Genomic DNA, 24,770 nt, shown 5'->3' on the forward strand with positions numbered 1-24,770 from the left:
GTAGCGTTTCAGGTGTTTTGTTCAGAAAGTCGGTGGTAGCTGCGAACCGATCAAGCCGAAATGTCGAATTACATGAAAAGGAATAAAAACTAAATAGTTAAATCAAAGTGAAAAACAGAACTGTTTTTAATTAAGGTGGTACCGCGGAGTCATTCGTCCTTAGTTGAAAATAGTTCTTTTTGTTTGATTAGAGGGGGAAATGCCCATGAATTGTGGCGGAGTCATTCGATATCTATTCTTTTTTAGTACTTCGATTAACTAAAAAAGGAGAATGATTATGAAGAAAAAAGGAAAACCGAGTTTTAAAGAAGCTGTATTTGTCTTATTGGTGATTGTGGCAAGTATAGCAATTGGGGTTGTCGGATTAAAATTATCACCAAACATTACGATCTTAGCAGCAATTGGAATGATCATGCTTTACGCTGTAGTGAAAAGATACCCAACAGAGTGGTTACATGAAGGAATTATCAATGGAATCAAACCGGGAATCATTCCGATTTTTATCTTTATATTAGTCGGCGCACTGATTGCGGTGTGGATCCAAGCAGGAATTATCCCGACACTTATGGTTATTGGTTTTAAATTGATAAGTGTCAAGTGGTTTGTTCCTTCTGTATTTGTTGTTTGTGCTATCGTCGGTAGTGCAGTAGGGAGTGCTTTTACTGTCATGTCAACGATTGGGATCGCATTTTTCGGTATTGGTACGACATTAGGAATTAATCCAGCGTTAGTCGTGGGATCAATTGTTTCAGGTGCTGTTTTTGGAGATAAAATGTCTCCTTTGTCAGAGTCAACCAATCTAGCCGCAGCAATCGTTGATGCCGATTTATTCAAGCACATCAAACATATGATGTGGTCTACGGTTCCAGCTTTTGTCGTTTCCTTCTTTTTGTTCATGGTTCTTGGACACACAAATAGAGAAACTAGTCTAACGGCTATCCGAGAAGTCACTGATATTCTGGAAGCAAACTTTACAATTTCTTTTTGGTCGTTGATTCCCTTGTTCTTAATGTTATTATGTGCTTGGAAAAAAGTACCAGCTATCTTGACTATTCTATTAAATATAGCTGTGGCGGTGGGGATGATCTTTATTCAGAATCCGCAAACTTCTCTTAGTGGTTTAGCGACAGTGATTGAATCTGGATTCGTTGCAACTACTGGCAATCAACAAATTGATTCATTACTTAGTCGTGGTGGGATCGAAAGTATGATGCCAACTGTTTCTTTGATCATTTTAACATTATCACTTGGTGGATTACTCATTGAATTCGGTTTGATTTCAACTGTTATGGATGTCGTTTCTAAGAAAATGACCAATACACCAAAATTGATTTTCACCACATTGATGACAAGTATTGGTGTCAATCTCTTTATTGGAGAACAATTTTTATCAGTTATCTTACCTGGGAATGCGTTCAAAGAAACTTACCAGAAAGCTGGGTTTGACCCAACTGTTCTAGGTAGAACGTTAGAAGATGGTGGCACAGTGATCAATTACCTTGTACCTTGGGGAATTGCGGGCAGCTTTGTAGCTAGTACCTTTGGGATTCCAACCCTCACATACTTACCATTTGTCTTTTTCAGTTTACTCTCACCAGTTTTTTCAATGGTTAGCGCCTTTACTGGATTAGGGATCGAAAAAATAGACGAAAAGCCGAATGGAACGCTTGGTATCGATACAAACGAATAAACTCTCGGAATATTTGAATCAAAAAAACGCTCAAAACAGCAATGTTTCGGGCGTTTTTTTTTACGATATACTTATTTTTGTTCTTCAATCAACTTCTTCATTTGTTCGATTTCTTTTTCTTGCGCTTCGATGATGTCGTTTGCTAATTTCTTGACTTCAGGATCTTTCAAATTGGCACGTTTACTGGTTAAAATAGCAATCGAATGATGAGGGATCATGGCTTTCATCCAAGCGACATCACTGACTGTTGTTTGACTACGGACCATAAACAAAGAACCGGCAAATACTAAGACACTTACCCCTAAAATGATTTTGTTCAATGTTTTATTCTCATACATTTTCCACATAAATAAGAGCATGATGATCGCCATTACAGCGCCCATCATCATTGCCATGAACACCCGTGTACGACTAAAGAAAAGATGATCGATCGAGTAGACATTCAAATACATCATACCAAACATGATGACGGTCGATACCCCAATCATTAATAAAAATTTCCAATACTTTTTCATTTAAAAACACTCCTTTTATTTTTTCCCCAACTTTTATCTTCTCAGCTTACAAAAAAACAAGCAACTAAATTGTTTGGTACAACTTAGTTGCTTGTTTTTGGCTTAAGGAACTCAAGCTATTTATAGGGCTTTTAAGCAAAGATATCATTTTTCTTGCGGTAGCTAAAGAAAATTACCAAGTAAAGAAGGGCAGTCAATAATGTCACACCAATTGAATTAGTGAAGAAGATTCCCACAAAGATCAATCCTAAAACTACGATTGCTAATAAGTTTACCCCTTTTTCAAAAAGAGAACCTTTCTTTAATGCAAGGATAAAGGCTGCAATACTGATCATAAGCCAGATGACTAAGACAGTGTAGGAAAGAGAACCAGCCAAATAGCCAAATAGTTTGTCACCAACAAAGTAAGAAAGAACAACGCCTAAATATAAAACACTTGCGCAAAATAATACGGAACGTTGTGGAACATGGTGTTTATTTAAAACAGATAGTTTTTTTGCTGCACCTTTTTTGTCTTTTAAACGGAAATACAGCAAACGTGAAGAAGCATATACACCTGAGTTGATGGAAGAAAAGAGCGCTAAGATGATCACAAAGTTTACAAGATCAGCGGCAAATGGAATATGCATTTTTTCAAATACCATCACAAATGGGCTAGCAGATGAGTTTGCCAAGGTATCCCAAGGGAAAATGATTAACAACAAGAACAATGGAATGATATAAAATGAAATGATTCGTCCCATTACTCCACGAATTGCCTTAGGAATCGCTTTTTTGGGATTGTCGGCTTCACTTACTGTGATCGCAATCAATTCTGAACCACCATAAGAATATATAACTACGAGTAGCGAGTTGACGATTCCTTTCATACCATGAGGGGCAAAGCCACCATGATCCGTAATACTGTTTAGTGTAGGAAAGACCCCAATGTCAAACATTTGATGACCTACCAGGTATATCCCGAAGATAATCAACAATATGATTACGCTGATTTTAGCAAATGCCAACCAATACTCAGTTTCAGCAAATAACCGCACAGAATATAAATTAATCAACGTTGTCAACACGGCTAGAATTAAGACAAAGGTCCAAGGTGGAATCGTTGGAAACCATAATTGTAAGAAGGATGCTGCCGCTACAGCTTCGGCAATAATATTGATCGTCCATAATGAATAGTAAACCCAGTCGATAAAGTCAGCAGAATGGGCACCTAAAAAAGGTCGAACAAGCCCCGATAATCCATGCTGGGTATCCCCGTCATCTAAAACTAATTTACCAAGACCATTCATTACGATGAATAAAACAGCCCCACCAATCAAAAAAGCAATCAAGACACCAGGACCGGCAATCCCAATAGCTTCGCCACTTCCTTTAAATAGTCCCGCACCAATAGCACCCCCCAGTGCTAGCATCGTGATGTGTCTGGAACTTAGTTGTTTTTTTAGTTTGTTTGTTTCAGTTTTCTCCATAAGCAACCCCTTTTCTAAGACTAAACTATTGACGACGAAACAATCGCAGTCAAATGATTGATAACTATATTAAGTAGAAAAATAACTTTTTATATCATAGCAAATTATCTGACAATTTCAACAATTCTGTAAATAAAAATTTCTACTTTAATGAAAACATCATATGTTTGTCATAAATTTCCTATGTAAGCGTAAAACTTGATAGTAGGAGCAAACCCTAATAAGAGAGCGTTTTGTTTGTCTTTTCCTAAGGGAAGAAATTATGATAGCAAAAAATCACTAATTTTCATGTTACTATTGAATTAATCAAATGAACCATAATGGTCATAGGAAAGTGAGGAAACCAGAATGTCAAAATTGCCTATCTTATTGGTTGCAAAAGATAAAGCGTTGTATTTTTTACCCTCGATTGATTCATTAGATGTCATTTCGGGAAAAGATTTATTAGATCCAGTGTATTTTAATTTTTTTCACCCCAAATTGAAAGAATATGAATTGATCGTTTTTTTAGATTATGGATTCGAAACGGAAATAGCTGCGAAGATCCGCCCTTATACAACAGCTAAAATCGTTTTATACTTTTGGAATCATTTGAAAGAAGAGGAACACTTTCGAATGCTTCAACAAGCACAAAACGAATCGGCCGTCGATGAAATATACCATTTTGACCGGATAGAGGCGCAAAAACTTGGATTACGCCACAATAGTTCATTTTATTCTAAAAAGATGAAGATTCCTCAGGTGAAAGTCACTTCTGATTTGTTTTTTGGTGCCACTGATAATGGTCGTAAGGAGCTAGCAGAGAGCTATCGCAAGGAATTTGAACAGCGTGGACTTACAACCAATTATTATATTTTACCTTCACGAGGAAATGAGCAGGCGAATTATCTTTCTTACGCAGATTATTTAGCATTGACCGCACAATCACAAGGAATTTTAGAACTCATGAGAGCAGGACAAAAAGGAGTCACTTTACGAACTTTTGAATCTAGTTTTTTTGAGAAAAAGTTAGTGACTGACAATGAAGCAATTAAAAGCTACTATTTTTATAATCCTCAAAATATCTTTTTACTTCAGGAACGAAATTTGGATGAATTGCCGGAATTCCTGCATTCACCTTTTCAGCCAGTTGATCCGAACATTTTAAACTTTTTTGATGTCAATAATTGGGCTCAAAGGTTCTTATGGCTAGATAAAGTAGACTTTGAAAAATATGAGTATCATAAAGAAGATTAAGAATGTATGGGTGAAAAAGCTGGAAAAATTTTTTAGAAAAACAGTCGTTCTTTTAACGATGTAAACCTTTTCTCATTATACCAGATAAATCGCTTCCTTTTACGTTAATTATTTCAGTGGTAGCCGTAATAGTTGATAGTTATTTCTTCCTGTTTAATAGTAAAATAGGCTCCATAGGTTTAGTTGGCGTATCAGATATGATAAATGTATCGTCATTTGTTTAATATCTGATTGTTCAACAAGCGGATCTTTTGGTTTGATGGAGGAAAAATGAATAGATTAGAACGAAAAAAAATAATACAAGTGATTTTAGGAACCAGTATGATTGCATTAGCGATCACATTATTGATCACTGCACATAAAGGCGCAGATACGATCAGTGTTTTTTTATTAGGAATGTTGACGTTGATCGATATTCCCTTTTGGGTAGCTAGTTTGTTGTTTAATGCAGTAGTGTTAGGAATCGTTGCTATCTTCAATCGAAAAGAATTAGGGATCGGTAGTTTAATTAATGGTTTTGGATTGGGATTACTGATTGGACAGATTGAACCATGGCTAAATAAACTTTCAGTTAACATGACTGGCTATTCGATCATGGCAGTTCTTTTAGCTCCTATTTTATTTGGGGTTGGAGCGGGATTATATGTTTCTTCAAATAAAGGATCTGCCGCACTAGAAGCACTGACTCAATTGCTTTATAAATTTACGGGATTCAGTTTAACTTTTATTCGGATCGGTTTAGATGCACTAATGGTAGTTGTAGGCGTATTATTAGGTGCCCCTATTGGTATCGGAACACTTCTATGTGTACTAGCGATTGGACCAATCTTTGGATTAACACTAAAGCAATTGAATAGAATTTAAACGTGTGAAGCAATTTTGTGCGAATCGAACACCATTTATATATCTATTACATAGAAAGAGTCGGATTGATATCCAGACTCTTTTTTGTTTTGTTTACTAATGATTCAGTTTAATGAAAAAAATAAAGAGAAAGTTTATTTTTGTTCAAAAAGTTGAACGATAACAAAATAAAAAAACAAAAAACAGCATTATTTTTGTGCGAATTTTCTCTGGAAATCCATCAGACAGCTAGATAAAGTGATTAAAAAAACGGATACATATTAAATAAGGTAAGACTTTTAAGAAGTAATTAGACCAATATTTTAGTTTATTTCGGATTTGACGATACAAAACGCAAAAAGATAAACAAAAAACAGATGTTAAAATTTCTTATACTCAAACCATAGAAAAGAGGTGAAAACGAATGAATCATTTACCTATCAATACAGGTGATACAGCATTTATGATTTTATGTACCGCAATGGTTTGCTTGATGACTCCTGGCTTGGCATTTTTTTATGGCGGGCTGGCACGGAAAAATAACATAACAACCATTATGGCACAGTCGTTTCTTTCAGTAGGAATAACAACTTTGATGTGGATATTTGGTGGTTTTGGATTAGCTTTCGGTAGAGATATCGGTGGACTAATTGGTAATCCAGCTGACTTTTTTTTAATGAAGCATGTCTCTAACGCACCTAATTTATTACATGGAGCAACGATTCCTTTTTTGATGTTCTTTTTATATCAATTGATGTTCATCGTAATCACCGTTCCATTGATGACGGGGGCCTTTGCTGGAAGATTGAATCTTAAAGGTTATGTTTTGCTTTTGATTTTTTGGAATCTTCTGATTTATTTCCCTGTTTGTCACTGGATATGGGGAGGCGGATTTTTAGCACAATTAGGCTTCCGAGATTTTGCTGGTGGTGCTGTCATCCATACAACTGCAGGTTTCGGCTCGTTGGCATGTATTTTGACACTTGGACAAAGAAAGATTCCTGCTTCTAAACGATCAGGACATAGTAGTTTGATGGCAGCAGCTATTGGAACAGGTCTTCTTTGGTTTGGCTGGTTTGGATTTAATGCTGGAGGGGCACTCCGAGCAGATTACCAAGCGGTCAATGCTTTTGGTTCAACTTTTGTTGCGTTGGCATTTGCGATGATGACGTGGTTGATCTTAGCGAAAATCAGAGGGAATGGTTTTGATTTTGTCGACATTTTAACTGGTTCTGTCGCTGGACTTGCAACAGTTACACCGTGTGCAGGCTATATTAATCCAAGAAGTGCCATCATAATCGGAATCATTGCCGGAATTGTTTGTCAGTATGCTGTTGCATTTCGTAAGAAGAAAAATTGGGATGATGCACTTGATGTATGGGGTGTACATGGCATGGGTGGTTTTACTGGAACCATCTTAATTGGGCTTTTTGCTACAAATGCTCATTTGCTCTCTGATTCACACAGCTGGTTCCTATTAGGTGTTCAAATCATCGGTGTTTGTCTAGTTGCCTTATACGCTTATGCGCTCACAGCAGGTATCTTAAAGAGCATCATGTGTCTAACGATCATCACGACGACGAAAGAAGAACAAGAAGAAGGATTAGATTTCACGTTTTTTGAAAATAAATAAATTAAATATAGTAGAAAAGAGGAAGTTTCATGCAAGAAAGCAAAGCGAAAATTCCTGCGAAGAAATTAACATTTTTTGGCTTTTTAGCCATGACGATCTCAATGGTTGTTTCACTTTATGAGTACCCAACATTTGCGACATCGGGCTTTAGTTTGGTTTTCTTCCTGTTGTTAGGCGGTTTGTTATGGTTTATTCCGGTAGCATTATGCGCGGCTGAAATGGCAACTGTTAAAGGCTGGGAAAAAGGCGGTGTCTACACTTGGGTAAGTCGCACGCTAGGTAAAAGATTTGGATTTGCTGCTATCTTTTTCCAATGGTTTGAAATCACAGTTGGTTACTTAACGATGCTGTATTTCCTGACAGGAGCATTATCTTATGCAACAGGAATCTCTGCGATTCAAAATAATAAGTTTTTGAAATTAGCGATTCTTTTAATTATTTTTTGGGCTATTTTATTGTCTCAATTAAGAGGGACAAAATATACTTCATTGATTGCTCGGATCGGGTTTATTGCAGGGATCTTGTTACCAGCACTAGTTCTATTCGGATTAGGTATCCACTATGTGGCTTCTGGCGCACCCTTACAAACGACACTATCAATGAAAACATTGATACCTGATTTCTCAAAATTACCAACATTAGTCGTTTTTGTTTCATTTATTTTAGCGTATATGGGGGTAGAAACCTCTGCTAGTCATGCAAATGAAATGGAAAATCCTAAAAAGAATTATCCACTAGCGATGTTCGTATTAGTTATATTAGCGATTATTTTGGATACGTTTGGTGGATTGACAGTGGCAACAACTGTTCCTCAACAAGGATTATCACTCAATACAGGGGTTATTCAATCTCTTGAATTTTTATTGCGACACATTGATCCCAGTCTTGCTTGGATTGCAAAAATTCTTGCTATCTTAGTGTGCTTAGGGGTTATTGGAGAAATTGCATCATGGGTCACTTCACCATCTAAAGCCTTGCATGTGGCTGCCGAAGAAGGTTTATTACCCGCACATTTTGCGAAAGAAAATGCTTATGGTGTACCGGCAAACTTAATGATTGCTAATGGGATCGTTGCATCCATTTGGGCAACTGTCTTTACATTAAGTGGTGGCGGAAATAATTTATCCTTCCTTGCAGCTATGTCACTAACAGTAGTTATCTATTTGATGCTGTATTTTATGTTTTTTATTGGCTATTTAAAATTAGTTTACAAAGATGATTCATTAGAACGGGCTTATCAAGTGCCAGGTGGAAAAGTTGTCAAAACCATTGTCGCTTGTTTAGGATTATTGACTTCACTATTTGCTTTTTGTATTTCTTTTGTACCACCTTCAAGTATTGCTGCAGGCCAACATGGAATCTATGAAACGATTTTAGTCATTTCATATCTCATTGTTGCAGTTATTCCTTTTACGATTTATGCATATCGTCATAAATTTCAACATGCAAATAATAAATAAAAATTGAAAGCTGGTTATTAAAATGGATGTCAAAGAATTAGAACAATTGATTGGGAAAAATTTCCACTACTATCAAACAGGACATGTAGCAGATTATATCCCAGCGCTTGCGCAAGTAAATCCGGAACAATTAGGAATGGCAATTTATGATTTGAAGAAAAATCAATTAATCGAAGCGGGTGATTCGCAAGTTCGTTTTGCGATTGAAAGCATGTCAAAAGTACCCGTATTATTATTAGCCATCCAAGATAATGGCATCGATAAAGTCTTTCAAACGATCAATACAGAACCAACAGGTTTTGCTTTTAACTCGATTTTGAATATGGAACTCAATCATCGTCATCATCCAATGAATCCATTTGTGAATGCTGGTGCGATTGCAACCACTTCTTTGATTGCCGGAAAAGATCCAGAGGACAAATTCAATCGTATTTTAGCTTTTATGAAAGAAATTTGTGATGATCCTCAAATTACATTGAACGAAGAAATCTATCGTTCTGAATCAAGAACTGGGGATATTAATCGCTCCTTGGCTTATTACATGAAAGGTAATCAAATGATCGACGGAGATGTATCAGAAATCCTCGATGTGTATTTTAAACAATGTTCAGTAAATGTGACTGCTAAAGGGATTGCCAAGTTAGGCGCTGTCTTAGCGAATAAAGGTATTGCTCCTTGGAGTGGACAACAAATCATTACAGAAGAAAGCGCAACGATTGTCAAATCAATTATGACAACTGCAGGATTGTACGATGAATCAGGGGAATTTTCTGTTCATGTCGGTGTTCCAGCTAAAAGTGGTGTCGGTGGGGGCCTAATGGTAGCTGTTCCTAATTATTATGGCATGGGTGTTTTCAGCCCAGCATTAGATGCTTTTGGTAATAGCGCAGCTGGAATCCAACTTTTAAAAGATGTTGTCGAAAAACTCGATGTTGATATCTTTGACTAAAATTAGCGAGAAAGTATTAAGCAGAATGATGAAAGACAGATTCCTCCTTAGTTGAATCTTTTTTACTCGATGCAAAAAATGCTTCACTGTCATTTATTTATAGTTAATGATTGGTTTGTTCGGGCTGGGAAGAAGCTTTTTCCCAGCTCAGACTTTTTTATTTTGTTTTTGTAAACGTTTTCCTTTTAAGGAAATAAAAAAAATGGGTTTTAAGTAATATGTTTAAATAAGTATATATATAAATTAGAGGAGCGAAAAAGGCATGTTGGAAAATTACATTGAGCGGAATATTTCGAGAAAAGTCTATCTTTGTGAGCAATTATTTGAATTTCAAGAAATAGATATCGAATATATTGCCAAAATGTTAGGTGTGACAATGCCTACTGTGTTACACGATCTTGAAAGTATCACCGAATGTTTAGAATATTGTATCGAAGACATTAAGCGAGAAAAGCATATCTATAGAGTCATATTTAAACATGGTATTGAATTATCAGAATTAACACAGTTTTTATATGGACAATCGTATTTTTTAAAATTTTTAAGTTATTATTTTAGAGGGCAATTCACTAGTACGGAATTATCAGATCTTGAGTTTATCTCTTTAAGTAAAGTTTATACGATCAAAAAGACAGTCTTAGATTTCTTTAAAGCTAATTCCTATTTAAGAAATAAACAAATTATCATTCCTGAATTTGACGTGCGAAATCTTTTACTTTCCTTAGTGAGATACATTAATTGGGAAGGGTATGAAAATAAAAATCATCAAGTAATAGATGCTTGTCACCAATTGATTGATTTTGTCGAAACACATTTTTTCAAACGAAGATATTCTGAGGAAGATAGATTTTTGATTGTTCGAGGAATTGAAATAGCGATTGGACGTAAAGAATACCCTCTTTATTTTGATGAAGAAGATAAAAAGTCAGCTGAAAAAAAGCCTTTATTTCATATTGTTAGCCAAGGATTAGCTGAACAAAAAGAATATTTAGATATACAAGAAGAAGACGTGTATTATATTTTTTCGTTATTTAACACACGAAATTATACGAACGAAAATATGGAATTATTGAAAAAAGATTTTGAAGTTGTTTATACCAGTTTCATTGAAAACACGCCTTGTCTCCATGAGCTAATCGAAAAAATTGTAACTAGAATTGACAAAAATTGTAAAAATGATTTTATTTTAAAAAAATCATTTTTACAGTTTATTCGTACGATCTGGGCAGATGGTCAAGTATTTCTCCCTGATCAAATCTATTTATTAACTACTGCAGAAAAAAACTGTATGAGGATATCATAGTTATTCTCAATGATTGGAAGGAAGCATACTATCCAAAAGTAAGATGGAATCACAACTTGATTAGAAAATTTGTTAAAAGTATGACCTTGATTACAGACGAAAAAGAAGAACAACCTACTGAAATTTTCATTGTGGCTCCTAGTGTTGTAAAGCAAATTTTTTATCGTGAACTACTCATGTCCGAAATGAATGAATATACTGAACTGAATCCAATGATTTATCATTCGTTAGAAGAATTACCAGATGAATGCTTGTATTTTACGCACAGAATCGTGTATTGTGATTATACTGTATATCAATGTGGATTCGACACTGAACACACGAGGGTGATACCAATTTCTTTGAACAGGAAATATGAGCATCTTAATACCACATGGTCGGTTGTTTCAAATAAAAAGCACTTATAAACAGCAAGAATCAAATAGCAATAATCGAAAGTGGGCGTTCAAGAAGGAAGTGAATTCTTGAACGTCACTTTTCTGTTTTTAGAAAACAACATCAATGGTTTCTAAGTTCAATCCGAGTATTGTTTTTTGCAAATTTTCAACTTGTATTGGTTGTCAAAAAAAGAGAAACATGTCTTACTAGTAATGAGAGCAACGTACAGAGGAGGAACGACAATGACGATCTTAGCAGCCATTGATTCATTTAAAGGAAGTGCCTCATCGTTTGAATTAAATCAAGCAGCTTTGAACGGCTGGTTTTCAAAAAAAGGAGAAAAAATCAATCGCCCGATTGCTGATGGAGGAGAAGGAACAGCAGAGGCAATCTATCATGCTTTAGGTGGTCAATGGCGGGTAATCGAAGGGGTAGATCTGCTTTTTCGAAAAGTGAGTTGCAGATATTTACTCACGGTTTATGCGGGAAAACGCCTGGCAGTGATTGAATCAACTGAAGTAATCGGTCTTGATTTATTAAAGGAGCCAACTGATCAAACGATTCGATCAGCTTCTAGCTTTGGCTTGGGAGAACTTTTGAAAGATGCTTTGACACAAGAGGTTGATCAGGTGATTGTCACATTAGGTGGGAGTGGCTGTTCAGATGGTGGCTTAGGTCTGTTGCAGTCGCTGGGAGCCAAGTTAGTTGGGGCTACAGAGGGAAATCCACTGCTGACGACGAAACGAATCGAGTGGGGCAAAAGCCGTGAAAAATTCAAAAAGGTTCAATTGCTAGTTGCTGCTGATGTGACAAGTTTTTACAGTGGCCCACAAGGAGCAGCTCAAATTTACGGTAAGCAAAAAGGTGGTACAAAAACAACTTTAGCATTTCTTGACAAACAGGCAACGAATTTAACCGAACAGATAAAACAAACGACTAATATTGATTTAAATGCTGTTTCTGGAAGTGGGGCTGCTGGTGGAATCGGTGGAGCGTTATTGCTTGTCGGTGGTAAAATGGTTTCTGGTTTTTCACTTGTTGCTCAACTGATTAGTTTAGAAGAAGCCATCAAACAAGCAGATCTCGTGATCACAGGTGAGGGACGAATCGATCAGCAGACGATCAATGGGAAAGTACCATATGGTGTAGCTAAACTGGCAAAGAAACATGGGAAAAAAGTTATTGCGTTATGTGGCAGTCGCGAAAAAAATCTTGGACGATTAGATGAATTTCTGCCAAGTGTTTTTAGTATCCAGCTAGGACCGATTGAATTGAAAAAAGCCTTAGATCGTCAAGAAACCCTCGAAAAAGTAGCGATTATGACACATAATCTCAGCCGATTAGTGGAAGATGATTTATCTTAGTTGACAGTTTAAAAATAATTATGTTAACCTAATGACAAATAAAACGAAGTGAGGGATCTTGCCATTGAAAAACTAAGTCAATGATTGAAAGCTGCATTAAGGCTATTTTATTAATGAGAAAAGTGCATAAATTACATTAATCACGATGTTTGAGTGAAGAGAAACGGTCTAACGATTGCCCGTTGAAGCTTGCTCACGCAGAATTTAATGTGAAAAACACTTACTCAATAAAAAATAGCAGGCAGATTTTCAGAATTGGCGAGTTTTCATTGGTGGGGTCTCTTTTTGTATCCCTTCTTTGGCGACCAGTTCTGAAAATAGGACTGGTCTTTTTTATAGGAGGATATAAATGTCGAAGATAGAAATTAAAAATTTAACTTTTGGTTATGACAATCAAGTGCTACCCTTATTTGATCAAGCTACATTGAATTTTGATACCACTTGGAAATTAGGATTGATCGGTCGGAATGGACGTGGAAAAACGACATTATTGAACATTTTACAAGATAAACTACCTTATCAAGGACAGATTATCCATCAGCAAGAATTTAACTATTTCCCTCAAGAAATTGGAGAAGAAGCACAATTTACTTATGATGCGTTGAATGAGATAGCTGATGTCGAACTTTGGGAAATCGAAAGAGAACTACAATTAATGGAAACTGACCCAGAGATTTTGTGGCGACCATTTCACACACTGTCTGGTGGTGAAAAAACAAAAGTACTCTTAGCACTGCTTTTTGTTGATGATCAGCATTTTCCTTTGATCGATGAGCCGACGAATCATTTGGATTTAGTCGGAAGAAAACAAGTAGCTAATTACTTGCAGAAAAAAAATCAAGGATTTATCGTGATCAGCCATGATCGCGGATTTATCGATGAAGTGGTCGATCATGTATTAGCAATTGAAAAAAGCCAATTAGAACTGTATCAGGGGAACATTTCAGTATATGAAGAGCAAAAGCAGTTAAAAAATGAGTTTGAGATTGCCCAAAATGAAAAAATCAAAAAAGAAGTCACGCGCTTGAAGAAAACTGCAGCAGAAAAAGCAGAGTGGTCCCGCTCTCGTGAGGGAGATAAGACGAAAAAAAGCGTTGGGTTTATCGATACTGAAAATCGTAGAGTGAATCGTGGTGCAATTGGTGCGGATGCCGCTCGAACGATGAAACGCTCAAAAGCAATCGTGAATCGGATGGAAACGCAAATCGGGGAAAAAGAAAAATTATTGAAGGATATCGAATATGTAGAGCCTTTGACAATGAATGTCAAAAAAACACATCATAAACGATTGCTGACTGTGGAGAATTTACAACTGGGGTATCAACAGCTGCTTTTTTCGCCCGTTAATTTTACGATTGACCAAAACGAATGTGTGGCGTTGACAGGGGCAAACGGTATAGGGAAATCTACGATCATCCATTATCTTTTAGACGATTTTGATGGAATAACTGCAGGTACGATCCATAAGCCTAATCAACTAACGATCAGTTACGTGCGTCAGAATTATGAAGATAATCGCGGTACGCTCAGTGAATTTGCAGAAAAACAAAAAGTTGATTATCAAACATTTTTAAATAATCTCCGCAAGTTAGGGATGGAAAGAGAAGTCTTTCATAACCGAATTGAACAGATGAGTATGGGGCAACGCAAAAAAGTTGAACTAGCCAAGTCGCTTTCTCAAGAAGCGGAATTATATATTTGGGATGAACCGTTGAACTATTTAGATGTCTTCAATCAAGTCCAGTTGGAGCAACTGATTTTATCGTTTAAACCTGCAATGTTGGTTGTGGATCATGACCAAGTCTTCTTAAATAAAATAGCTGATCGACTCATTTCACTCAAATAACTCATTGTCATCAATAAGTAGTGAAACTTGTTTTGCTCATTAGTTATGTTACAATCGAGCCAGAACAAACAAAGGAGCGTTGAATAATGTTATATGTAACTAGACATGGCGAGACAACTTGGAATGCAGCAGAACGGGTCTGCGGGAGAGCGGATGCCCCATTAACAGAAAAAGGGCAAAAACAAGCGGAGAAATTGGCTGAAAAAGTTTCAGAATTACAAATCCCAGTCACGAAGATTATCCATTCCCCTTTACAACGTGCAAAAGATACAGCGCAAGCCGTTGCCGATAAACTTCACTTGCCAATGAAAGTAGATGAACGATTAATCGAAATGGATTTTGGGGAATACGACGGGATGCCAAGTCATGAAACAATCTTTCAAGAAGCACGACAAGAATTTGCGGTGCGTTTTCCAAATGGTGAATCAGTGTTAGATGTTTATGCTCGAGTTGTTCCATTGATCGAAGAATGTCTTGCTGATGAAGAGAATGTCTATCTATTAGTTTGTCATAATGCGTTGATTCGTATCATGAACGCTTATTTCCATCCTATGCCAAATGAGACATTCTTTGATTTTTTTGTTGAAAATACGGAATTAGTTACTTTTCCCAGTAAACATGAGCTGAACACCATAAAGTCTTAACTCATTTTTGGCGGGTAGCAGCGGAGTCAAACATTCGTATCATGAATCAAAAAAATAGTTGATTTCTGAAACCGATAAGCGGAAGAATCCAAAAATAGTTTTTGCTATTTTTGTCATTCTTCCGTTTATTTACGTGGCTTTTTGTCAATAAGGACTGATGAGTTGTATAAAATCAAATAGAGGTCAGAATGAACCAATGATTGATGCGTATTTTTGTTCTGTCATTCAGCGCATGAAACACTTTTTAGTCGGTGTGTCGTTCTTTCTTTAGTTATATAATTAGCCATTAATCTTTGAAATCGCCTATCATTATCAATCAACGAAAACGCTTTTAGAAATAAAATTAATTTATTTTTATAAAAATGTTGAAATTTTATTTCACAAGAGGTATACTCTGTTCATAGAAATGAATACGGATACATCGCGTGAGGGGGAGACAGATGTTTGGTTTTTCGATCTTTATGAATGAAGCTTTAACGATAGAAAAAAAAGCTTATATCCAAAAGATGGCAAAGAATGGGTTTGATGGGATATTTACTTCTATGCATATTCCTGAAGATGATGCTAGTTTATATAAAAAACGGTTAACAGAACTAGGCGAATGTGCCAAAGAAAATCAATTGGATCTAATGGTAGATATTTCTGGAGATGCTTTAAAACATGCTGGGTTTTCGATGGCAGATTTAGAGCCATTAAAAAAGATTGGCGTTACTGGGTTACGAATGGATTATCATCTTTCAAATGAACAAATTGCGAATTGGAGCCATCAAATCAAAATCAGTTTAAACGCCAGCACGATCACTCCACAAGATGTCACAGAATTACAAGTCGCTAATGCAGATTTTTCTCAACTTGAAGCATGGCATAATTACTATCCGCGTCCCGAAACTGGATTAGATCGGAAATGGTATCAAGAAAAAAATCATTGGCTAAAAGAACAAGGCTTTACAATCCAAGGTTTTGTGGCAGGCGACGAAGCCTTACGTGGTCCGTTATATCAAGGTTTACCTACTTTAGAAAGTCATCGACATGTCCATCCTTTAGCTGCTGCGCTAGATTTGATGTCATGCGATACAGATTTGATTTATATCGGTGATGGCGGACTTTCAGAAGAAGTTCAAGAACAATTTGCCATGTATCAAAGAGAACAAACAATTTTACTACATGCTGAAGTAATTGATGCCCAGTTTTACGAGTATATTTTAGGAAACCATATGAATCGGCAAGATGAGGCAAGAGATGTTATCCGCAGTGCGGATGCACGGTTTAGAAACATCCCTCAAATTCCTCCTCGTGATACGAAAGAACGAGCAAAAGGAACGATTACTTTAGATAATGAACGATATCTTCGTTACATGGGGGAGATTCAAATTACTAAAAAGGATTTACCAGCAGATGAAAAAGTGAATCGGGTCGCTCAAATAAGCGAAGCCGAGTTACCGCTACTTGAGCAAATCCGTGCAGGGGTAAATTTTAAAATAATCAGAAGAGAAGGAAAAACAAATGAAGCAAATTAATTTAGAAAACCTAACAACAGAGCGACGAAATCAACAAACATTTGGACTTGATGAAATGAGTGTTACCCAAGCAGTTCAGCTAATGAACCAAGAAGATCATAAAGTTGCCGAAGCCGTTTCAAAAGAATTGGCTAGCATCGAACCAGTGATCCAACAGACGATTAAATCTTTCCAACAAGGTGGTCGATTGATCTACATGGGTGCCGGTACAAGTGGCCGTTTAGGTGTGCTAGATGCTGCAGAGTGTGTACCAACATTTGGTGTAGAACCTGAGATGGTCATTGGCTTGATTGCTGGTGGTGAAGCAGCCATGACAGTTGCGGTTGAAGGAGCAGAAGACTCTTTAGAGTTAGGGAAAGAAGATTTAGTAAACTTAGGATTAACTGAAAATGATATGGTCATCGGGATTGCCGCAAGTGGTCGTACACCGTATGTGATTGGCGGTTTAGATTATGCTCGTACAATCGGAGCGACTACTGCTACAATTTCTTGTAATAAAAATGCTGAAATCAGTCAACATGCCGATTATCCGATCGAAGTTGATGCAGGACCTGAGTTTCTAACCGGTTCAACTCGCCTAAAATCTGGTACAGCACAAAAATTGATTTTGAATATGATCTCAACAATTAGTATGATCGGGATTGGCAAAGTGTTCAATAACTTGATGGTCGATGTGAAACCGACCAACGAAAAATTGATTGAGCGTTCAAAACGAATCATTATGCAAGCAACAGAGGTTGACTATCAAACCGCTGAGAAGTATTTTAATGAAGCAGATAAAAATGTGAAATTAGCGATCGTGATGATTTTAACCAATAGTGATAAAGCGACAGCAGAAGAAAAATTAGTTGAAGCAAACGGCTTTGTAAAAGGAACCTTATGAGGGGGAAGAACCAATGGCTAAAAATGAATTGACTTTAGAAGAATTAGCAACGCGGATCTATGCTGGTGTAGGCGGAATGGGCAATGTCGAAAGCATTGTCCACTGCATGACCCGTGTTCGAATGAAGATCATTAATGATGAGCTTGTCGATGTTGCAAAATTGAAAGCGATACCTGGTGTATTAGGCGTTGTTGAGGACGAACAACTGCAAGTGATCATCGGTCCTGGTAAAGTGAACAAAGTAGCACAAACGATGGTAGATCAAGCAGGTGTAAAATTAGGAGAACAGATTTCTTCAGGAAATAGAGCTTCTGATAAGTCGTCAGCCTCAGGAAAAGATTTGGTAAATGAGAGAGCGCAAGCGATGAAAGCTGCTCAAAAAAATAAACAAAAACCATCAAAAATCAAATCAATCTTGAAAGATATTTCGAACATTTTCGTCCCTATGATTCCAGCATTTGTCGGTACTGGGATCGTGGCAGGGATTGCTGCGGTACTAGCAAACTTAGTGACAGCGGGTACATTAGATGCAGCAACTTGGCAACAATACATTGATATCATGAACATTCTAAAAAATGGTATGTTCAGTTTCTTAGTCATTTATACAGGGATCAATGCAGCTCAAGTTTTTGGTGCAACACCAACTCTTGGTGGTGTTATCGGTGCGGTAGTCTTATTAACAGGCATGAATCCAGAAGCGCCACTTAAAAACTTATTCACTGGTGAAGCGTTAGCTGCAGGTCAAGGTGGGATTTTAGGAGTTATTTTTGCTGTCTGGTTATTAGCAATCGTTGAAAAGAAATTGCATAAAGTTGTACCAGATTCCATTGATATTATTGTTACCCCTACATTATCATTGATTGCTATTGGCTTAGTCGAAATTTTCTTCATCATGCCACTCGCTGGTTTCATCTCAGATGGAATGGTTGGCGGAATCAACTGGGTATTAGGTGTAGGTGGGGCCTTTTCAGGATTTGTCTTGGGGACACTATTCTTACCGATGGTTATGTTCGGATTGCATCAAATCTTAACACCAATCCATGTCCAAATGATTGATGAAACAGGAAAAACACTATTATTACCTATTTTGGCGATGGCTGGTGCCGGACAAGTCGGAGCAGCATTAGCATTGTGGGTTCGTTGTAAAAAAGATAAAGAATTGACTGAAATGATCAAAGGTGCGTTACCCGTAGGAATCTTAGGAATCGGTGAACCATTGATCTACGGTGTGACACTGCCGTTAGGACGTCCGTTCATTACCGCTTGTATCGGTGGTGGTATTGGTGGTGCTGTTGTTGGGATGATTGGAAATGTAGGTGCTATTGCGATCGGGCCTTCTGGTGCTGCTTTGATCCCATTGATTTCAGATGGAAAATGGTTAGGGTATGTCTTAGGGTTACTCGCTGCTTATGCAGGTGGTTTCCTAGCAACATTCTTCTTTGGTATTCCTAAAGAGCAATTGGAGAAAGAAGAATTAGCTGAAGAAACAATAACTGAAATGACACCAATGACGGAAAATACAGGAGCAGTCAGCACAAGTGAAATTTCATTAGCTGCTGTAGCTGATGGAGTAGTTGAATCACTTGAAAAGGCAAGTGATCCTGTATTTGCTCAAAAAATGATGGGAGAAGGTTACTTTGTTGAGCCAATCAATGGGCAGATCTATTCACCAGTAAGTGGAACGATCAGCTCAGTGTTCCCCACTAAACATGCGATTGGTATCACAACCGCTAACGGATTAGAAGTGTTACTTCACATGGGGATCAATACAGTTGACCTTGGTGGTGCACCATTTGAGGTGAAGGTAACAGAAGGTCAGCTGGTGACACCCGATACACTTATTGCTCAAGTCGATTTAGCAGCAATCAAAGCTGCCGGTAAAGAAACTTCGATGATGGTTTTAATTACCAATATGGAGAAAGTAAAAAATTTCGTTTTAGAAAAAACAGGTGAGACAAAAGCCAAAGCGAAGGTCATGACTGTTGAAGCTACAAAAAATTGAACGAAGTAAAAACAGATAAAGAATAGAGAAAATTCGAGCCTGGGACCAAGTGCGGTCTCAGGCTCTTTTCTATGATTAATAAGAGGGAAAAATAATTGTAAGAGAAACAGTTTGATTCATTTAAGACGATAAATCACTGGTGAACCAAGCTAAAAGTTCAATTGGAGAAATTAGAAGAAATACACGAAGACAAAGTGGCTAGAATAGTAAAATAAGCCCGATTTTGATGGTATGTACTAAAAGTAAAATCAGGCTTATTTCATTTTTGGTAGATGATTGTCCCAACATCGCCTATCTATTTAGAAACAAGTAATAAATGATTTTTCAAACTATCTAGTTCGTTTTCTTTCTCTTTTTCAATCATGAATTCCTCTTTGTCTATAGTTACCTTATTTACTTTTGAAATCTGAATCTCTTGTACAACATTATTGTTTTTATAAAATTTTATTTGATAGTTGAATCTTTTTTGCTTTGATGTCAGTTTCATATCATAACGTTGAGCATGTTGATCCGATTTATTAAACAGAACATTAAGGTTTCCTATTAATGTTTTTAAAAAATTGGGGTCTGTAGCTTTCCAACTTTTTTCTTTTCCTTCGTCATCTTTAACAAAAATCACTGCTTTATCGACTTCTTCTAAAGAAACCACAGGATCATTCTTTTGCTTGCAAGCACCTAAAAATAATAAATAAAACATTGAAAATAACACAACAAGAAATTTCTTTTTTTTAATGTTTTTTCACCACCTTGTTTATAATCTAGTGTCAAAAAAATATAAAATAACATATAAAAAATCTGGATATTTCTATTTTTATTATACCTTTTCCTTTTTGTTCTGTTAAGTTAACGTTTGCAGTATGCTTGGTTATATTAAGATTATTTGAACTGAATAGCTTTAAAAAGAGTATGGAAAATTTTATTTCTTCCATTTTGACTAGTGATTCTCTTTCGAACTGTCTATGTTTAAGTTTTTGATAACAAATTTTTCTGACAAAAGTAATCTAAATGAAGGGGAGATCCATTGAAATAGAATTAGAATCTGATACGATAACTTTTTATAACGGAAGTCTATGAATGGGGCATCATGTGGATGACGAGTGTTTTATCTTAGCCAGAGCTTCCTAACAAGTTCACACAATAAATCACAGTGTTGGAGGTGGCACAGTTTACTTCTATTGTAATGTACAATAATCGCAAGTGATGGATGAAGGATATTCGATAAGCGGATTACTGAATGAGTATAAAGCCTAAAAAAGAAAAATAGAGAGGAAACTTAGTTGGTAAGTTTCCTCTCTAATCTATGTTTTGATCGAATTTTTTAGAAATTATTGGTTAGCTGTTTCGACTAACTTTTGATATACTCGCTCAACATCTGCTGGGGTTCCCCGTAATTCATAGTCGGCGAGGAAAGGGAAGCCAAATTGGCTGGCGTATTGTTTAGCGGTTAAGCAATATTGATTATTAAAATTTTTGTTTCCACTCCCTACGACACCCAGACAAAGCGTATGATTGTCTTCGTATTCCAGATATTCACGCATGGTTTCTGTTAAAATTTCTGTATCACCGTTATCTAACCCATTTCCTCCATCTAAGTAAGTGGGTACAAAAGTGAAGAAAGGTTCACTCTCTTGTTGAAAGTCACTATTTTCATGAATTTCTTTTAGCGTGATTTCTGGTAATTGAGGATTTAACTCATGTTGGTTCGCAGCATATTCAGCAAGTTTTTTAGCGAAAGCTCGTGTGTTTCCAGAGATCGATATATATAGAATGTTCATTACATTTCCTCCAATTCTTGTCTCCAGTATAGCATTTTTTTATCAATTTTTGGAAAAGGTTTTCCCTAAATGAATATGCAAGATTCTTGTATAATTAGAAAAAAATAGTTACAATTATATTTCTATTAGAATTTTTATGAATAAAGTAAAACAGGTGAAGATTTGTTATACTTTTGGTAAAAGCGGTTTATTTTGGAGGATGCTTAAAATGGATACAGAGCAACAGAACAAAGGAATAGGGTTGTTTCCACTAGCGGCCTTAGTGATTGGGTCAGCGATAGGAGGTGGCGTATTTGGTATTATGACGGACATCTCCGGATCGGCTGGTGCCCCAGCTATTTTTAGTTGGGTGCTAGTTGGAACAGCTATGTTGATGCTCTCGTTATCAATCAATAATATCAATAAAAAACGTCCAGAGCTGGAAGGTGGTATTTTCAGCTATGCAGAAGCTGGTTTCGGACGTTTTGCTGGATTTATCAGTGGTTGGGGTTATTGGCTTACTTGTTGGTTGGGGAACGTAGCCTTTGCTACGTTGCTAATGAGTGCTTTAGGTTACTTTTTCCCAGTATTCGACGGAGGTCAGAATATCGCTTCGATCGTTATGAGCACTTTGTTTTTATGGGGATATGCTTGGCTAGTCAATCGTGGGGTCGAAAATGCAAGTTATGTGAACGCTATTGTAACGATCTGTAAACTTGTCCCACTATTTTTATTTATTGTTGTAGCAATCAGTACCTTTTCACTGCAACAATTTATCGATAATTTTTCTAGTGATATCATATTGAGTGCGAATGGCCAGCCCGTGCCATTTTCTAGTCAGATATTGAGCTGTATCATGGTGATGTTATGGGTGTTTGTTGGGATCGAAGGAGCTTCTGTGGTTGGTTCTCGTGCAAAGAAAAAATCATATGTAGGGAAAGCAACGATCCTTGGTATTTTTGGTTTAATCATCATTTATGTTTTAGTTTCGATGTTACCTTATGGGACAATGTCAATGAAAGAATTGCAAGGAATCCAAACACAGCCAGCGATGGGCTATGTGTTTGAAATGATGGTAGGAAAATGGGGAGCAATCTTGATCAACGGTGGTTTGATCATTTCGCTTGTCGGTGTCTGGTTATCTTGGACGATTTTACCGATTGAAACCATGAGGAATATGGCAGATGCTAACTTATTACCGAAACGCTGGGGTCAAGTCAATAAAAAAGGTGCGCCAACATATGCTATTGTCTTAACGACGATTTGTACTAATGTTTTCTTACTTTCTTTATTGTTCACGGATAGTGCGTATAATTTTGCTTACACACTTGGGACAGCAGCGATATTCTTTACTTGGTTATTCTTAGGTCTTTATCAGATGAAACTATCTTATCAAAGAAAAGAATGGGGGCAATTCTTTATCGGCTTTTTAGCCAGTGCATTTCAAGTCTGGGCAATGCTCGTGGTTGCTTTCAATGAAGTGATGTTAGTGTTAGTACTCTTCTTACCTGGGATCTTCTTTTATTTAAGAGCCCGGAAAGAACAAAATGAGCCAATCCCTCATCTTCACTTAGATAAATTTTTATTAGTCGGTGTCACAATGATCGGACTAACAGCAATGATTCTATTTGCTACAGGCGTTTTACATGTTTAAATACACAAATATGTTAAATTAAGTCATTAAAAAAGCCAAATAAACGGTAATTCATGATTCTAATAAAAGAATCGTTAGCAAAACCGGTTATCTGGCTTTTTTTGATGTGTTCATGCACCTACTATTGTTTTGGTCTGATCAACCATTCCTGATAATGTAGGATCAATGTCCACTCGTTATTTTGATTCCGACCAGACTAATCAATAATAAGCCAACGAAAAACCAAGTGGCTAATGTCAGTTTATCATGAAACAAGACGACACCAATGATCACTGAACCAACGGCACCGATTCCGGTCCAAATAGGATAGGATAAACTCATTGGTAACTGTTTGATCGCCTTTGATAAGAGATAAAAGCTGGCGATCATGCCAATGACTGTGTAGAAAGAATAATTCAATTTAGAAAAACCATCACTCCATTTCATCATCGTAGACCAAAAAACTTCCAAGATTCCCGCTAAGATTAATTCAAACCATGCCATATTAATCACTCCATTTACACAAAAAAGAGGAGTAGCATTCCTCCAAAGACCTAATGGAATGCTTATCCTCTTAATACTACCCGGCGATAGTTGTGTCATTATTTTGTTAATTGAAAGGATAACACAGAATAAAAAATAAGGGTAGTGATAAGCTAAAACGTGAACCAATTTGAATCGGCCATTCGATTTAGAAGTCGTTTTTTGGAGGAAAACACCTACGCTAAAGTGTTATTTTAGATAATGAAGCACGTTTTTGTTCATTTGTTAGTTAACAAAAATAAGATCTCAAAAAATTTGAACTGTAAACGAGTTGTTTCAACCGTAAGTGATTTTTCTAATTTTTTTATTGAATTGACTGAATTTTAAAAAAATACAATGAGATAATTGGATTTTATCTATATTTTCATGGCTTTTTGATTTATAATAAAAAAATATCTTGTAATTTTAAGGAGGAAGTCAAATGGAGAACTATCTTAGTCTTTTAGGTGTCTTGATCGTCATTATCGGTTTTGCACTAAAATTAGATTCAATTTTGATCGTAATGGTCGCACTGATTGTCACCGCATTGACAGGCGGTTTAGGAATTGAAGGAATGTTAGAAACTTTAGGAACAAGTTTTGTCAATAATCGAGGAATGGCTATTTTTATCATTATTATGTTGGCAACAGGTACACTGGAACGTAATGGTTTGAAAGAATCAGCAGCTTCGCTTATTAAGCGCTTTAAGAAAGTATCAGCTGGGATGATCATTGATATCTATGGGGTCTTCCGTATGATCTTTGCAGCGTTCAATGTCAGCTTTGGTGGAGTTGCCGGTTTTGTTCGCCCAATCATCATGCCAATGGCTTTAGGAACAGTCGAATCAAAAGGCCTGGAAATTGATCCACAACATGAGGAAGAATTAAAAGGCATGTCTTCTGCGATGGAAAATATTTGTTGGTTCTTTGGTCAAGTATTATTCGTTGGTGGAGCAGGTGCGTTGTTAGTTCAATCGACTTTAAAAGGTCTGGGTTATGAAGTGACACTAGGACAACTTGCTTTGGTTGAAGTACCAGTTGCTGTCGTTGCACTGATTGTTGCAAGTATTTATTTCTACTTAAGAGAAAAGAAATTAGCGAAAAAATATTATTCAGGAAAGGGGCAATAA

19 protein-coding genes and 1 pseudogene are annotated in these 24,770 nt (G+C 36.6%); 15 read left to right on the top strand and 5 right to left on the bottom strand.

The features are described from left to right. Positions 1 to 277 precede the first annotated feature (277 nt). Complete coding sequence (gene nhaC, locus AB3H90_RS03940) at positions 278 to 1,690, top strand: Na+/H+ antiporter NhaC (RefSeq protein ID WP_088774922.1); 1,413 nt, start codon at positions 278 to 280, stop codon at positions 1,688 to 1,690. 71 nt (positions 1,691 to 1,761) lie between these two features. Here nhaC and AB3H90_RS03945 read toward each other — a convergent pair whose 3' ends face one another. Together AB3H90_RS03945 and AB3H90_RS03950 are read right to left on the bottom strand one after the other, a co-directional pair. Further along, a complete protein-coding gene (locus tag AB3H90_RS03945) occupies positions 1,762 to 2,205 on the bottom strand; it encodes a DUF305 domain-containing protein (protein ID WP_368016227.1) in 444 nt (147 codons plus the stop codon). Between the two features lie 131 nt (positions 2,206 to 2,336). Continuing rightward, positions 2,337 to 3,674, bottom strand: a complete 1,338-nt coding sequence (locus tag AB3H90_RS03950; RefSeq protein WP_010719900.1) for an amino acid permease — start codon at positions 3,672 to 3,674, stop codon at positions 2,337 to 2,339. 348 nt (positions 3,675 to 4,022) lie between these two features. On the opposite strand from AB3H90_RS03950, the gene AB3H90_RS03955 reads away from it, so the two are divergent. The 12 genes and pseudogenes from AB3H90_RS03955 (at position 4,023) to AB3H90_RS04010 (ending at position 19,732) form a co-directional block, all read left to right on the top strand. Next, positions 4,023 to 4,910, top strand: coding sequence for an oligosaccharide biosynthesis protein Alg14 (locus tag AB3H90_RS03955; RefSeq protein WP_368016228.1), 888 nt, complete (start codon positions 4,023 to 4,025; stop codon positions 4,908 to 4,910). A gap of 270 nt (positions 4,911 to 5,180) precedes the next feature. After that, positions 5,181 to 5,774 (top strand): YitT family protein, encoded by a 594-nt coding sequence (locus AB3H90_RS03960; protein ID WP_053765862.1) that lies wholly within the window; start codon positions 5,181 to 5,183, stop codon positions 5,772 to 5,774. A 403-nt stretch (positions 5,775 to 6,177) separates the two neighbouring features. Beyond that, a complete protein-coding gene (locus AB3H90_RS03965) occupies positions 6,178 to 7,386 on the top strand; it encodes an ammonium transporter (protein WP_228196990.1) in 1,209 nt (402 codons plus the stop codon). A gap of 29 nt (positions 7,387 to 7,415) precedes the next feature. Further along, positions 7,416 to 8,846 carry an amino acid permease gene (locus AB3H90_RS03970; RefSeq protein ID WP_010719895.1) on the top strand — a complete coding sequence of 477 codons (1,431 nt, stop codon included), beginning with the start codon at positions 7,416 to 7,418 and terminating at the stop codon, positions 8,844 to 8,846. Between the two features lie 22 nt (positions 8,847 to 8,868). Beyond that, on the top strand, positions 8,869 to 9,795 hold the full coding sequence (gene glsA / locus AB3H90_RS03975) for a glutaminase A (protein ID WP_034699759.1): 927 nt from the start codon (positions 8,869 to 8,871) through the stop codon (positions 9,793 to 9,795). 262 nt (positions 9,796 to 10,057) lie between these two features. Continuing rightward, positions 10,058 to 11,505, top strand: a pseudogene (locus tag AB3H90_RS03980) (hypothetical protein). A 213-nt stretch (positions 11,506 to 11,718) separates the two neighbouring features. Continuing rightward, positions 11,719 to 12,840 (top strand): glycerate kinase, encoded by a 1,122-nt coding sequence (locus AB3H90_RS03985; RefSeq protein WP_368016229.1) that lies wholly within the window; start codon positions 11,719 to 11,721, stop codon positions 12,838 to 12,840. Between the two features lie 349 nt (positions 12,841 to 13,189). Next, a complete protein-coding gene (locus tag AB3H90_RS03990) occupies positions 13,190 to 14,686 on the top strand; it encodes an Lsa family ABC-F type ribosomal protection protein (protein WP_368016230.1) in 1,497 nt (498 codons plus the stop codon). Between the two features lie 86 nt (positions 14,687 to 14,772). Further along, positions 14,773 to 15,330 carry a histidine phosphatase family protein gene (locus AB3H90_RS03995; RefSeq protein WP_368016231.1) on the top strand — a complete coding sequence of 186 codons (558 nt, stop codon included), beginning with the start codon at positions 14,773 to 14,775 and terminating at the stop codon, positions 15,328 to 15,330. A gap of 440 nt (positions 15,331 to 15,770) precedes the next feature. After that, positions 15,771 to 16,847: a DUF871 domain-containing protein gene (locus AB3H90_RS04000; protein WP_010719888.1), complete on the top strand. Its 1,077-nt coding sequence runs from the start codon at positions 15,771 to 15,773 to the stop codon at positions 16,845 to 16,847. Beyond that, positions 16,834 to 17,730 carry an N-acetylmuramic acid 6-phosphate etherase gene (gene murQ, locus AB3H90_RS04005; protein WP_010738315.1) on the top strand — a complete coding sequence of 299 codons (897 nt, stop codon included), beginning with the start codon at positions 16,834 to 16,836 and terminating at the stop codon, positions 17,728 to 17,730. Before AB3H90_RS04000 ends, murQ begins: the two co-directional genes overlap by 14 nt. Before the next feature lie 13 nt (positions 17,731 to 17,743). Beyond that, positions 17,744 to 19,732: a glucose PTS transporter subunit IIA gene (locus AB3H90_RS04010; protein WP_368016232.1), complete on the top strand. Its 1,989-nt coding sequence runs from the start codon at positions 17,744 to 17,746 to the stop codon at positions 19,730 to 19,732. 295 nt (positions 19,733 to 20,027) lie between these two features. Here the strand turns inward: AB3H90_RS04010 and AB3H90_RS04015 are convergent, their stop codons facing one another. Both AB3H90_RS04015 and nrdI read right to left on the bottom strand, forming a co-directional pair. Further along, the gene (locus tag AB3H90_RS04015; protein WP_368016233.1) at positions 20,028 to 20,429 is read right to left on the bottom strand and encodes a hypothetical protein; all 402 of its coding nucleotides are present in this window, start codon (positions 20,427 to 20,429) and stop codon (positions 20,028 to 20,030) included. A gap of 628 nt (positions 20,430 to 21,057) precedes the next feature. Continuing rightward, positions 21,058 to 21,507, bottom strand: coding sequence for a class Ib ribonucleoside-diphosphate reductase assembly flavoprotein NrdI (gene nrdI / locus AB3H90_RS04020; RefSeq protein WP_010719884.1), 450 nt, complete (start codon positions 21,505 to 21,507; stop codon positions 21,058 to 21,060). A 208-nt stretch (positions 21,508 to 21,715) separates the two neighbouring features. Between nrdI and AB3H90_RS04025 the strand changes: the two genes are divergently transcribed. Beyond that, the gene (locus AB3H90_RS04025; protein WP_368016234.1) at positions 21,716 to 23,140 is read left to right on the top strand and encodes a basic amino acid/polyamine antiporter; all 1,425 of its coding nucleotides are present in this window, start codon (positions 21,716 to 21,718) and stop codon (positions 23,138 to 23,140) included. A 162-nt stretch (positions 23,141 to 23,302) separates the two neighbouring features. On the opposite strand, the gene AB3H90_RS04030 is transcribed toward AB3H90_RS04025, so the two are convergent. Further along, complete coding sequence (locus AB3H90_RS04030; protein WP_010719882.1) at positions 23,303 to 23,623, bottom strand: multidrug efflux SMR transporter; 321 nt, start codon at positions 23,621 to 23,623, stop codon at positions 23,303 to 23,305. Between the two features lie 460 nt (positions 23,624 to 24,083). Here AB3H90_RS04030 and AB3H90_RS04035 point away from each other — a divergent pair, with 460 nt between their 5' ends. Next, positions 24,084 to 24,770, top strand: coding sequence for a DUF969 domain-containing protein (locus AB3H90_RS04035; protein WP_010719881.1), 687 nt, complete (start codon positions 24,084 to 24,086; stop codon positions 24,768 to 24,770).

Origin of the sequence: Enterococcus sp. C63 (assembly GCF_040887215.1) — a bacterium.
GTDB lineage: Bacteria > Bacillota > Bacilli > Lactobacillales > Enterococcaceae > Enterococcus_B > Enterococcus_B hirae.

Bases quoted from the DNA above. Each gene is read 5' to 3' on its own strand.
- nrdI (WP_010719884.1), bottom strand. From the start codon at position 21,507: ATGAACATTCTATATATATCGATCTCTGGAAACACACGAGCTTTCGCT.
- AB3H90_RS04000 (WP_010719888.1), top strand. From the start codon at position 15,771: ATGTTTGGTTTTTCGATCTTTATGAATGAAGCTTTAACGATAGAAAAA.
- AB3H90_RS03990 (WP_368016230.1), top strand. From the start codon at position 13,190: ATGTCGAAGATAGAAATTAAAAATTTAACTTTTGGTTATGACAATCAA.
- glsA (WP_034699759.1), top strand. From the start codon at position 8,869: ATGGATGTCAAAGAATTAGAACAATTGATTGGGAAAAATTTCCACTAC.
- AB3H90_RS03995 (WP_368016231.1), top strand. From the start codon at position 14,773: ATGTTATATGTAACTAGACATGGCGAGACAACTTGGAATGCAGCAGAA.
- AB3H90_RS04025 (WP_368016234.1), top strand. From the start codon at position 21,716: ATGGATACAGAGCAACAGAACAAAGGAATAGGGTTGTTTCCACTAGCG.
- AB3H90_RS03985 (WP_368016229.1), top strand. From the start codon at position 11,719: ATGACGATCTTAGCAGCCATTGATTCATTTAAAGGAAGTGCCTCATCG.
- AB3H90_RS03970 (WP_010719895.1), top strand. From the start codon at position 7,416: ATGCAAGAAAGCAAAGCGAAAATTCCTGCGAAGAAATTAACATTTTTT.
- AB3H90_RS03960 (WP_053765862.1), top strand. From the start codon at position 5,181: ATGAATAGATTAGAACGAAAAAAAATAATACAAGTGATTTTAGGAACC.
- AB3H90_RS03955 (WP_368016228.1), top strand. From the start codon at position 4,023: ATGTCAAAATTGCCTATCTTATTGGTTGCAAAAGATAAAGCGTTGTAT.
- AB3H90_RS04030 (WP_010719882.1), bottom strand. From the start codon at position 23,623: ATGGCATGGTTTGAATTAATCTTAGCGGGAATCTTGGAAGTTTTTTGG.
- AB3H90_RS04010 (WP_368016232.1), top strand. From the start codon at position 17,744: ATGGCTAAAAATGAATTGACTTTAGAAGAATTAGCAACGCGGATCTAT.
- AB3H90_RS04035 (WP_010719881.1), top strand. From the start codon at position 24,084: ATGGAGAACTATCTTAGTCTTTTAGGTGTCTTGATCGTCATTATCGGT.
- nhaC (WP_088774922.1), top strand. From the start codon at position 278: ATGAAGAAAAAAGGAAAACCGAGTTTTAAAGAAGCTGTATTTGTCTTA.
- AB3H90_RS03965 (WP_228196990.1), top strand. From the start codon at position 6,178: ATGAATCATTTACCTATCAATACAGGTGATACAGCATTTATGATTTTA.
- AB3H90_RS04015 (WP_368016233.1), bottom strand. From the start codon at position 20,429: ATGTTTTATTTATTATTTTTAGGTGCTTGCAAGCAAAAGAATGATCCT.
- murQ (WP_010738315.1), top strand. From the start codon at position 16,834: ATGAAGCAAATTAATTTAGAAAACCTAACAACAGAGCGACGAAATCAA.
- AB3H90_RS03945 (WP_368016227.1), bottom strand. From the start codon at position 2,205: ATGAAAAAGTATTGGAAATTTTTATTAATGATTGGGGTATCGACCGTC.
- AB3H90_RS03950 (WP_010719900.1), bottom strand. From the start codon at position 3,674: ATGGAGAAAACTGAAACAAACAAACTAAAAAAACAACTAAGTTCCAGA.